Genomic DNA, 9,734 nt, shown 5'->3' with positions numbered 1-9,734 from the left:
CCCACCTTGCCGGGCGCCGGTGCCGTGTGGAAATCCGCCCACCTTGCCGGGCGCCGGTGCTGTGTGGAAATCCGCCCACCCTTTCCGGGCGCCGGTGCCGTGTGGGAATCCGCCCACCTTGCCGGGCGCCGGTGCTGTGTGGAAATCCGCCCACCCTTTCCGGGCGCCGGAGCCGTGTGGGAATCCGCCCACCTTGCCGGGCGCCGGTGCCGTGTGGGAATCCGCCCACCTTGCCGGGCGCCGGAGCCGTGTGGGAATCCGCCCACCTTGCCGGGCGCCGGTGCCGTGTGGGAATCCGCCCACCTTGCCGGGCGCCGGTGCCGTGTGGGAATCCGCCCACCTTGCCGGGCGCCGGTGCTGTGTGGAAATTCGCCCATCTTCATGACAAAAATTTGTCAAATGACAGGCTCATGTGTGCTGATTTATGTCAGACGGGATTTTGCTTATCAATTATTGAGAACAGAAATTTTCCTGAATCATCAATACTATACTTAGCAAGTAAAGGTGTTTTCTCATTTATCTGCTTGAGTGCAGGATCAAGGAAAGATCGTTTCAACTCTGCCAAGTTCTTCTGTTGGGATTCCGGCAAAAGGAAACGGTCATTTAACCAAGCATGAGTAGTAACCCATAAGCCTGAAGATTTGAATTGAGCAAGACTTTCATAAAGGCGGATCGTCCGTGGATTTCGAAGACTGCCACAATCGCGGAGCGAGTAGGTGGTGAACTGGTTCGTCAGGCCGTAAATGTACCGCAGGAGTTTATGGTTAAATTCGATTTCCCAGATACCACGAGCTGATCGGCTGCCAGCCTCTGTTAGCCAGGGGCGCGCGACGCAGTCAAAACTTCCTTCTTTCGGGTAAAAGATTACCGCAGAACGGCTTAACTCAAACACGCCTTCTTTAACATCCTTGATAGCCTGGTTACGGCTTACCTGAAAAATTTGCTCATAGTCAGCCACCTTTACTTTGAAAGTAGAGTCACCGAGTACAGCCATCTCATCATCATCTTCGCTTACTGAAGCTGTGAAATACGTCTGCATAAGACATAACCAGAGAACGCGCTTTGCTTTTAGCGAGAGGTAGTAAGCAGCTTCGGTAAGCTCGTTAGACTGCTTAACTTTTATCTTTTTGTTCAGCAACTTATCCATGAGCCTTGCCTTTGTGGGTTAAAAATTACTCTCCACACTACCACAAAGTTCAAACAAGTAAATACATTTTTTACAGTTTCGTCTAAGGTGGGCCAATTCCCATAACAAGGTGGGCTAATTCCCATAGTAAGGTGGGGTGTTTCCCATAGATAGGTGGGCCAATTCCCATAACAAGGTGGGCGGATTCCCAGAGATAACACTTATTTATGATTTTAAATCAATGAGTTATATAGCTCTAAAAGACTTTAAAAAGATAAAAAATCTATAAAATACCTTTTAAAAATATGCCTGTGGATATGTGCATATCATCGCTTACCAGCGCCGCTTCGCGGCTCGGTCAACCCCTCAGAACCGCGAAAACAAGTTTCGCAGTTCTTCACGGTTCATGTTTTAATCCAAGCATGGCGCCAGCACCTTCGCGGCACCATCGAGGCCCGCGCTGCTGCCGCACCGGGCCTCACCCTCAAATAAAATAAAGTTTATAAAAATCGTACTTGTATTGACCCCAGTTTATTCTGAGTATATCCTTTCTGTAACCAAAACTACGGAGGCGCCACAGATGGCTCAGAAAAACAGAATTTCAGAAACAGAATGGAAACAGCTGCTGCCGCAAATGGCTTCCTTTGCACACATCACAACAGATATTGGCTATTCCGTGCTTGTCAAAGGTGAGAAATCATCAGACGTAGCCACGCGAGTAGGCCGTTCCAAGCAAAACATTTCCAGCACCGTTAAGCGAATCTGGGATTTGTACCAGAACACCACTCTTAAAGCCGAGAACGGCGAACCATTAAAATTAGTTCAGGTCTGGATACCAGCAAGCCTTGCTGAAACTGTTTTAAAAGAAGCCGCGAAGTACAGCATTAATAACATCACGACCTCGGAAATGGAAAAAAAATAAAGTCCGAAAGGACTTTATTTTAAGACTACTAACGCGGCTTTATTACAGTGCTCGCCACCACAGTAAACCACTATCCCCGGTTTACCCCAGAGATTGATATGACACACCGGGCAGCTGTACTTTTCCCGGTTTGTTTTGTTCACCGGCGCTTCAGGCGGCGGGGTTACAAATCGCATGGCCTCTATGATCTCGTCGTCGAGTTCAACCGGGTCGCGCCCTTCCTCCACCTCCTGTTCGTGTTCGCTATCATCTTCCTCGTCGTCAATATAGCCTTTTCCTGTAGGGCTTAGCACAGCGCCAGGCTTAGGCTGGTAAGGCGGAAACCTGTCCATCCAGGAAAGCCGGAAATGGCCTGTCAGCAGTTCATCACAGGCCATATCGAAAGGGCCACCGGCAATAATATAATGGGTCATGCTCTGGCCCACTTTCCTGCCTCCCGGTTCGCCGGTATCAGAAGGCATTAGTCCTACCCGTTCCATCCGGGCCGCCCACTGTTTGTTGTGATAGCCACGGCGGCCAGGCTCGCCAAAATGGAATTGCCACTGATGAACCATCTCATGCACCAGTGTTGAAAGCGTGGCCTTTATGGTTCTGATCGAGAAATACACCGGATTCATAGCGATCTCGTCTACCGTGTACCCACTCTCACGGCCGACGAAACGCTTAAAGGAACAATAGCCATACGTTCGCTTCTCACGCTGCAACGTTATCAGGCATGGCGGCAGCTCGTTGCTGAATAGCTTCTCATTAAAAAAATCGTAGGCTCTCTGAAGTTCATCGTAGGTTTCGGGCGTAGGCAAATTCACTGTTAACCTCACATATATGTATTGTGCAATACACATAATTTAGCTGATCTTTTATACAGATGAAACGCCTTTTACCGAAAACCGCGAAACCGCGCCGAAACTCGTTTCGGCCGGTTGAGGGGTTGACCGGCCCGCGTGCGGCGCCGGTAATTATTTGATGGTTGCTGTTGGTATCGAGCGCCAGTCTGTCGTGTAATCAGGTGACAACATCTGACGGCGCATGGCAAAGGAGTTATCGATGCCCTGGCCTGCAAAAAACAGCTGGCTCTTGCCACGCCGGTTTATGCCATCGAGAACAGCCATTAACGCCTCGCTGCCAGCTGAAGGCGTAGCAGAGTCGAATAAATCCAGCTGGGCCTCCTTTCCGCTGAAATCGGCCAGCATGATCCCTGCTTTTGCATACGCAATATCTTCCCGCCAGATCCGCGCCAGCGCGGCTTGTGCCGCCTGAATTATCGTGCGGCTGTCCTGGGTTGCCACCGTCAGTTTTTCGGTTGCCTGATTGGCATACTGTGTATCACGCACTGAATAAGGACTGGTGCGGATAAAGACGCTTATGACGCGGCAGTATTGCCGCTCATTACGCAGTTTTTCAGCTGCGCGCGCTGCAAATCCGGTGATCGCCTGCTGCATATCCGCCAGGGCTACTACGCGTTGGCCGAATGAGCGCGATACAACAATCTGCTGCTTCGCCGGAGGGTTTTCTTCCAGGCTGAAGCAAGCCTCGCCGCGTAGCTCCCGTACCGTTCTTTCAAGCACAACACCAAACGTCTTACGGATTAGGCGCGTATCTGCCCTGGCTAAATCCAGCACCGTTTTGATCCCCATTGTGGCGAGTGCTTTCTCTGTACGATGGCCGACGCCCCAGACTTCCGCAACCGGCAGGATGCTCATTAATTTCTTCAGTCTGGCGCCATCGTCCAGAGCAACCACCCCGCCAGTAGCGGGCCATGTTTTTGCAGCGTGGTTACACAGCTTCGCCAGCGTCTTAGTACGGGCAATACCGACCCCGCATACCAGCGTTGTGTGTCGCCTGACTTCCTCGCGCAGTTGGCGCCCGAAAGCGTCAAGGCTCATGGCGGCCGTTATCCCTTTGCAGTCAACAAAAAGCTCGTCGATTGAATACTGTTCGACGTGGCTTGCAAGGGACTCAACTACGGCCGCGAACCGGGCCGACATGGAGGCATAGAGAGTGTAATTAGAGCTAAAAATAGCGATGTTATGACGCTCGATTATGGGTCTGACTTTGAAGTACGGATCGCCCATTTTCAGGCCCGCTTTCTTCGCCAGGTAATTACGGGCCACAATGTTGCCGTCATTGTTGGATAAAACGGCCACTGCTCGGTTTGCCAGATCTGGCCTAAATGCCTGCTCACAGCTGGCGTACATGCCATTGACATCAATCAGCGCAAACATACCGGATGCTCGATAAGGGAATGCGTAACCACTCCCCAGATTTCAACGCTCTCATTATCCGGGTCAATGTAGTACACAGGAAAATCTTTGTTCATCGGCATCAGGCAGGGTCTGGGCCTCAGCAGTAGCCGCTTCACGGTAAATTCATTATGGATGCAGGCGACTACGATTGAGCCGTGGCTGGCCGTCAGCGAGCGATCCACAACCAGTACGTCACCATCATGGATGCGGCCATCTTCCATTGACGAGCCAGAAACCCGCAGGAAGTAAGTTGCTGAAGGGTGACGAACACAATACTCATGCAGGTTTAACTCCTGCTTTTCATAGCCCTGGGCCGGGCTGGGGAACCCCGCAGAAATTCTTTGCAGATAAAAAGGGATGCTGTGTACCCGGCTGGCGCCGGAGCTTTCAAAAATATCGACCTTCATAGCGATCTTCCAAATCACTGTTTACTTATACAGTATCGCTGTTATGGTCAGGTTGGCAAGTTTTACAGGTACTCTACTATATGTAGTGCTGCTTCAGCTGCCAACGAACGCTATATATAGTGTTTGTTGGCTTTCTGCTTTCTCAGTGTCCCCTGTAACCGGCCGCGTGGCGGCGGGCTAGCAGGGAGGGGGGTGGCCTGTCGCTCCGGTCAGTCCCGCAGTTTCCGGCGATTTGCCCCCGGTGTCCGGTGGAGTCCGGCGAGGTCGCCTTCCATGCTCTGACGGGCATAAAATTAGGTAAATATAATCCGTACTTGTATTGACTTTAACGCCCCATTGTACGATAATTAAAAAGTGGCAGGTGATGTGCCTGCCGCTTAACCATCGCCGGTATCGGCTTAAAGAGGAAGTATCATGGAAACTATCGAAATCACCGCCCGCTACATTTCTGAAAACGCCCGCATGAACTTCATGCCTGCGGCATTTCGTGGCGCTTTCTTCAGCGCAGATCACTTCATTCAGTCCTTTCTGAATCGTTACGCTAAAGACTACCAGGGAGGGTATTGGGAATACCTTCAGGCCAGCAATGGCGCGTTTTTTATGGAAGCGCCCCAACCTCTTTGGCTCTCGTTACCTAACTATTTTGAAGGTGAATGCAGCGCGCGCGAAGTAGGGATTATTGTTTGTCTGTATGCCTACAGTTACTTTTGCGGGCTGGCATATGAAGAAGGCAAAGCCGAACTGAACGAAACGATGGCTAACCGGTATCACCTGTTGCGGGAGTACGTTAATACGCTGGAGAACGAAAGCCAGAATCGTATTTATCGTGCCATTGATTAACTGATAACCAGGCGGGCAAAGCCCGCCTTATCGTGACTGTCACGCTCAGGGGAAACTATGTTAGCGACACTTCAACACCCTACCGCCTGGCAATTGCCAGATCGGTTAATGCTTTTGGAACTGTTAATGTTCGATTACCGTAATTCCGATCAGGAGCGCTACGGCCAGCAAATCTATCACCACTATCGTAAACAGGGTAATCATCGCTGGGATACTTCTGTTCATCAGGATAGCGGCGGCCAATACGCGATTATTTTCCGGCACTCCTTCAGCAAAAAACAGGCTGATGGCGTTAAGCGAACGATGATCCGCGATGAAACCGTTATACGGGCAGGTACGGCGCAGGAGCTGACAGAAGCGACATTTCCCGACTTCCAGGATAGCGATATTCTGAAGGCGTCGGATTTCTTTAAGTCGCTTATCCAGCGCAAAGCGGCAGACGTAACACAAACCGATATTTGAGGATCAGCGATGCTGAACAAAACCGAAAACAACACCAACATTAGTAGTATCAACCCCTGTTCTACAGAGAGCCTAATAGCCGTGACGGGAAATGATGGAGAGACGCATATCATTCAGCGTGAGTTAATATCCCACTCTGTTGAAGGGCATGAAGCCACAATCATTCACCTTGTAACCGGGAAGTCGATAAGGGTTTCTTTGTCATCTGAAATTCTGGCAAAAAAACTAGGCATTACCGTGTCTGAATAACGGGTTTTGTTGCTTTGTTATAAGGTTTTATCCGTGTGTGGCAGAGTTCTAAAAAGGGAAACGTGAGAGATTATGAATACGATTAGCATAACGGAAATCGTGTTGAGTGTGCTTCTTGCGGGCGCTTTGGGGCCGGTTTTATTACGTCGAAAAAAAGGTCTGCTGTTACTGTTGTTGATTCTGGTCTGCACGATACTTTTGCTTCATGGTGTCACTACGATTTACTGATGTGGTCGAAAATCTTTAAAAGCGAACCCCCGGACGTCACCCCTCCGGGGCCGTTCTGCTGTGCTGCGCATCGAGCCGCTACGCGTCTCGCCCCGCTCACGCGGGCAGCTGCCACTGACGCCTCCGGCCTGCGGCCTCCGCGCTCCGCTTGGCAACCCCTTCCCCTGCTGCCGCTCATTTCCCCTTCAGCCTCCTATCATGATTCGTCTCCTGCATTATCCGTGGATTGTGCAGCTCAGTGGGGCGCTGGCCGTGACGGTGCGGTGTCCCCCGTAACCGGCCGCGCGGCGGCCGCTAACTCGCAGTACGGCGCCGCGACCCGCAGGCGGGCCGCCGTACCCGCGCGCAGGCGCGCGGCGCCCACTGCGCACCCCCGTGGGGGACGTGCGGCAGCTGCGTGGCGGCGGGCTGGGTTATGGCTTAGCAGGAAGGGGGGTTGGCCTGTTGCTCCGGTCAGTCCCGCAGTTTCCGGCGATTTGCGGCCGGTGTCCGGTGGAGTCCGGCGCGGTCGCCTTCCATGCCCTGACGGGCATAAAAACATGTAAATAAATTCCGTACTTGTATTGACTTTAAAGGCGTAATCACCGATAATTAAATCATCGGGAGGCAACACCGCCACCCGAAAAATTGCCGGTATCGGCGCTTACAGGAGTCGTCATGCACTTTACTAACTTCCTTCAGCGTTACTTCGATATAGAGATTGAACATACCTTTGACCCTACCATTCAGGGCAGCAACGAAACGGGTAAAGACGTCACTAAAATCTGGATCTATGAGAAGGGCGAGGATAGCGAACCGCTGCTTACTCTGACAGAAGCATGGTGGTATACCGAGACAAAAACGGCTGGTAACTGGCTTATCGGCAACGTGTATTCAACGCTTGAGCATGGGCGTGAAATTCATGAAAGCGAATTTCGTAAACTGGTAACAGCTGGCAAGGTGATATCAGCATGAGTAAGGGGAATAAAATGCTTATTAATCGGATAGCGGTTATCGGGCTTGCAGTTGTCGCAGCCGCTACGCAGGCAGGTGTGCCGCCGGTTAAGTTTTTTTACCGGGATACAGTCCCGGTAAGCATTACGCTGGACGAACCCGCAACGGGTTGCAGCATGGCCGGTGTGATTGTTCATCCAGTGGATCGGCCAGCGGCAAAAGTGGCGTGGTTTAGCGAGCGGATTTGCGGTAAAAAACGTTACCCGGTTAGCTTTATCAGTGATGAAATTAGCGCCCCGCATAACGTGATCCATAAAGGGGAAAAGTTTCACGTTACCCCGGCTCAGGTCAATCTCCTGGACGCGCAAAACCTCTAATTAAATCATCGGGTGGCAATACCGCCGCCCGAACAATCGCCGGTATCGGCAACCATCAAGGAGTTCACATGTATCACTATCTCGTTTTTGTCCCTCTCGCATTAATTTTTAGCGCCGCTGCGCTTGCCCTGCCCTGGTTTATCGTTCGTGCGGGATACAGGGATCTGGTGCAGATCACCTGCGCCTGCGTCTCTGTTCTGGGCCTGTGTGCGGCGACAGGGGTTTTCAGCTACTTCGATAATAAGCCGCTTGCGTTTCTGTACGGTTGCGGCGCGCTGGCGTGCTTTTTGTACGCGGTAGACTGCGCGATACCGTTGTATATGACGCGTAAAAAGCCACGTAAGCAGCTGTAAGAAAAAAGGCGGGTAATCCCCGCCTTTTTTATTGAGGCTGTCAGAAAGCGATTCAGGCACTCTATGAACGCTTTGCAAGATATAAAATTTTGTATGCACATTCAGTACTTATATTGACTTTGAGGACATAATCACCGATAATTAAATCATCGGGAGGCAACACCGTCGCCCGCAAAATTGCCGGTATCGGCGCGCAAAGGAGTACATCATGGATTACCAGACCCGCTTAAATTCTGATATAACCAAAGAGATTGATTATCTGGCATCACTGCGTAAACAACGCATGGTGGCGGATCTGCGCACAGAGCTGGTTTACGGCTCCCTGGAGCGTCTGGCAGATATGATCTGCAACACCGTCACTGACTGGTCGCTTCCCTGCCCTGTTCTGCCGCTTTCTTCCGTACAGCAATGGCACAAAGCCCGCGAAATCGTCCTGGCAGATTATGAGGACTTCGGCCACGATGCCTGGGACTTTGCCCGCCACTATATGAAAACAGAGCTTAGCTTCGGTTATGCCTGCTACAAAGACGATATTGCCTGATGATTAACAACATGGGGGGCTAACGTCCCCCTGATAAACTGACCCTTTTAATGGCCTTACCGCCGATTTCAGATGGAACGAGAGATAAACAGCGGCAGACTCCGGGCGTTACCCCTTCGGGGCCGCTCTGCTGTGCTGCGCATCGAGCCGGTTCCCGTCTCGCCCCGCTTACGCGGGCAGCGGCCGCTAACGCCTCCGGCCTTCGGCCTCCGCGCTCCGCTTGGCCTCCGGGCTTCGCCCTCCGCGCTGGCGCTTGGCGGCTGGCGTCAGCCGCCAGCCAGGTTCGCCGGTATCTCAGCTGCCCGGTCATAAAGCCGTTCCGTTGGCGTGGGTCGTTCCGCCTATGACCGCAGTGAAACCGGGCGCGGCAGGTTGTCAACAGACGCTTCGCTCAAGCTGTTGACAACCTGCCTTATTCGCCCGGTTACAGTGCGGCCGTCGGAAACGACACCCCGCCAACTTCTCTACAGGTGCTATATGACCTCTACCATCCTCGAAAACCTACCGCAAATCATCACCTCGCTGGCCGCTCTGATTACGGCCGTAACCGGCCTAATCAAAGTGCTACGCGACAAAGACAAGTAACAGCCATCGGGGCGGCTGTGCCGCCCCTTTGCAGCTGCTTGCCGGTGATCTCTCCAGTTTATGTTCTGACATTGTGCTAAATCCTGATGCCACACAGGGCGTTACCCCTTCGGGGCCGCTCTGCTGTGCTGCGCATCGAGCCGGTTCCCGTCTCGCCCCGCTTACGCGGGCAGCGGCCGCTAACGCCTCCGGCCTTCGGCCTCCGCGCTCCGCTTGGCAGGCCACACCCTGCGCCGGACTCGCCCGGCCGCAAGCGGCCGCCCCGCCCCTTCGGGGTGCCAACGCCCTTCAGGCGTCGGCATCCTTTGCCAGTGCGCTATTGTGTTATCCGTGGATTGTGCAGCTCAGCGGGGCGCTGGCCGTGACGGTGCGGTGTCCCCCGTAACCGGCCGCGCGGCGGCCGCTAACTCGCAGTACGGCGCCGCGACCCGCAGGCGGGCCGCCGTACCCGCGCGCAGGCGCGCGGCG

12 protein-coding genes are annotated in these 9,734 nt (G+C 52.9%); 8 read left to right on the top strand and 4 right to left on the bottom strand.

Going from position 1 to position 9,734, the window contains the following annotated elements:
• Positions 1 to 427: 427 nt before the first annotated feature.
• Positions 428 to 1,147, bottom strand: coding sequence for a replication initiation protein (locus ACOTX5_RS25615; RefSeq protein ID WP_001749982.1), 720 nt, complete (start codon positions 1,145 to 1,147; stop codon positions 428 to 430).
• A 559-nt stretch (positions 1,148 to 1,706) separates the two neighbouring features.
• On the opposite strand from ACOTX5_RS25615, the gene ardK reads away from it, so the two are divergent.
• The gene (gene ardK / locus ACOTX5_RS25610) at positions 1,707 to 2,048 is read left to right on the top strand and encodes an antirestriction protein ArdAB regulator ArdK (RefSeq protein WP_000057569.1); all 342 of its coding nucleotides are present in this window, start codon (positions 1,707 to 1,709) and stop codon (positions 2,046 to 2,048) included.
• A gap of 14 nt (positions 2,049 to 2,062) precedes the next feature.
• Here ardK and ACOTX5_RS25605 read toward each other — a convergent pair whose 3' ends face one another.
• The 3 genes from ACOTX5_RS25605 to mucA all read right to left on the bottom strand — a co-directional run bounded on the left by ACOTX5_RS25605 (position 2,063) and on the right by mucA (position 4,698).
• A complete protein-coding gene (locus ACOTX5_RS25605; RefSeq protein ID WP_001452808.1) occupies positions 2,063 to 2,854 on the bottom strand; it encodes a SprT-like domain-containing protein in 792 nt (263 codons plus the stop codon).
• 150 nt (positions 2,855 to 3,004) lie between these two features.
• Positions 3,005 to 4,270, bottom strand: a complete 1,266-nt coding sequence (gene mucB, locus ACOTX5_RS25600) for a translesion error-prone DNA polymerase V subunit MucB (protein ID WP_001749980.1) — start codon at positions 4,268 to 4,270, stop codon at positions 3,005 to 3,007.
• Entirely contained in the window at positions 4,258 to 4,698 is a 441-nt protein-coding gene (gene mucA / locus ACOTX5_RS25595; protein WP_000861760.1) for a translesion error-prone DNA polymerase V autoproteolytic subunit MucA, read from the bottom strand. The genes mucB and mucA overlap by 13 nt, the downstream gene beginning before the upstream one ends.
• 414 nt (positions 4,699 to 5,112) lie before the next feature.
• On the opposite strand from mucA, the gene ardB reads away from it, so the two are divergent.
• From ardB to ACOTX5_RS25560, 7 genes are all read left to right on the top strand, one after another.
• Positions 5,113 to 5,538 carry an antirestriction protein ArdB gene (gene ardB / locus ACOTX5_RS25590; protein WP_000447669.1) on the top strand — a complete coding sequence of 142 codons (426 nt, stop codon included), beginning with the start codon at positions 5,113 to 5,115 and terminating at the stop codon, positions 5,536 to 5,538.
• A 57-nt stretch (positions 5,539 to 5,595) separates the two neighbouring features.
• Entirely contained in the window at positions 5,596 to 6,000 is a 405-nt protein-coding gene (gene ardR / locus ACOTX5_RS25585) for an antirestriction protein ArdAB regulator ArdR (protein WP_000881513.1), read from the top strand.
• Positions 6,001 to 6,009: 9 nt separating this feature from the next.
• Positions 6,010 to 6,249, top strand: coding sequence for a hypothetical protein (locus ACOTX5_RS25580; RefSeq protein WP_000932975.1), 240 nt, complete (start codon positions 6,010 to 6,012; stop codon positions 6,247 to 6,249).
• An 885-nt stretch (positions 6,250 to 7,134) separates the two neighbouring features.
• Complete coding sequence (gene ccgD, locus ACOTX5_RS25575; RefSeq protein WP_000545925.1) at positions 7,135 to 7,431, top strand: protein CcgD; 297 nt, start codon at positions 7,135 to 7,137, stop codon at positions 7,429 to 7,431.
• 14 nt (positions 7,432 to 7,445) lie between these two features.
• Positions 7,446 to 7,787, top strand: a complete 342-nt coding sequence (locus tag ACOTX5_RS25570; protein WP_015344948.1) for a hypothetical protein — start codon at positions 7,446 to 7,448, stop codon at positions 7,785 to 7,787.
• Positions 7,788 to 7,855: 68 nt separating this feature from the next.
• Positions 7,856 to 8,140 carry a protein CcgC gene (ccgC, locus tag ACOTX5_RS25565; protein ID WP_001750002.1) on the top strand — a complete coding sequence of 95 codons (285 nt, stop codon included), beginning with the start codon at positions 7,856 to 7,858 and terminating at the stop codon, positions 8,138 to 8,140.
• 208 nt (positions 8,141 to 8,348) lie between these two features.
• Positions 8,349 to 8,681: a hypothetical protein gene (locus ACOTX5_RS25560; protein WP_012561126.1), complete on the top strand. Its 333-nt coding sequence runs from the start codon at positions 8,349 to 8,351 to the stop codon at positions 8,679 to 8,681.
• The last annotated feature ends 1,053 nt before the right edge of the window (positions 8,682 to 9,734 follow it).

Source organism: Enterobacter cloacae complex sp. IR5441 (assembly GCF_049238215.1).
In the GTDB taxonomy this organism is placed as follows: domain Bacteria; phylum Pseudomonadota; class Gammaproteobacteria; order Enterobacterales; family Enterobacteriaceae; genus Enterobacter; species Enterobacter hormaechei_C.
Note: the sequence above shows the minus strand (reverse complement) of the source record. Positions and strands in the feature narration are given on the sequence as shown.

Excerpts from the sequence above, each read along its gene's own strand:
- ACOTX5_RS25615 (WP_001749982.1), bottom strand. The coding sequence starts at position 1,147 with ATGGATAAGTTGCTGAACAAAAAGATAAAAGTTAAGCAGTCTAACGAG.
- ardK (WP_000057569.1), top strand. The coding sequence starts at position 1,707 with ATGGCTCAGAAAAACAGAATTTCAGAAACAGAATGGAAACAGCTGCTG.
- mucB (WP_001749980.1), bottom strand. The coding sequence starts at position 4,270 with ATGTTTGCGCTGATTGATGTCAATGGCATGTACGCCAGCTGTGAGCAG.
- mucA (WP_000861760.1), bottom strand. The coding sequence starts at position 4,698 with ATGAAGGTCGATATTTTTGAAAGCTCCGGCGCCAGCCGGGTACACAGC.
- ardB (WP_000447669.1), top strand. The coding sequence starts at position 5,113 with ATGGAAACTATCGAAATCACCGCCCGCTACATTTCTGAAAACGCCCGC.
- ardR (WP_000881513.1), top strand. The coding sequence starts at position 5,596 with ATGTTAGCGACACTTCAACACCCTACCGCCTGGCAATTGCCAGATCGG.
- ACOTX5_RS25580 (WP_000932975.1), top strand. The coding sequence starts at position 6,010 with ATGCTGAACAAAACCGAAAACAACACCAACATTAGTAGTATCAACCCC.
- ccgD (WP_000545925.1), top strand. The coding sequence starts at position 7,135 with ATGCACTTTACTAACTTCCTTCAGCGTTACTTCGATATAGAGATTGAA.
- ACOTX5_RS25570 (WP_015344948.1), top strand. The coding sequence starts at position 7,446 with ATGCTTATTAATCGGATAGCGGTTATCGGGCTTGCAGTTGTCGCAGCC.
- ccgC (WP_001750002.1), top strand. The coding sequence starts at position 7,856 with ATGTATCACTATCTCGTTTTTGTCCCTCTCGCATTAATTTTTAGCGCC.
- ACOTX5_RS25560 (WP_012561126.1), top strand. The coding sequence starts at position 8,349 with ATGGATTACCAGACCCGCTTAAATTCTGATATAACCAAAGAGATTGAT.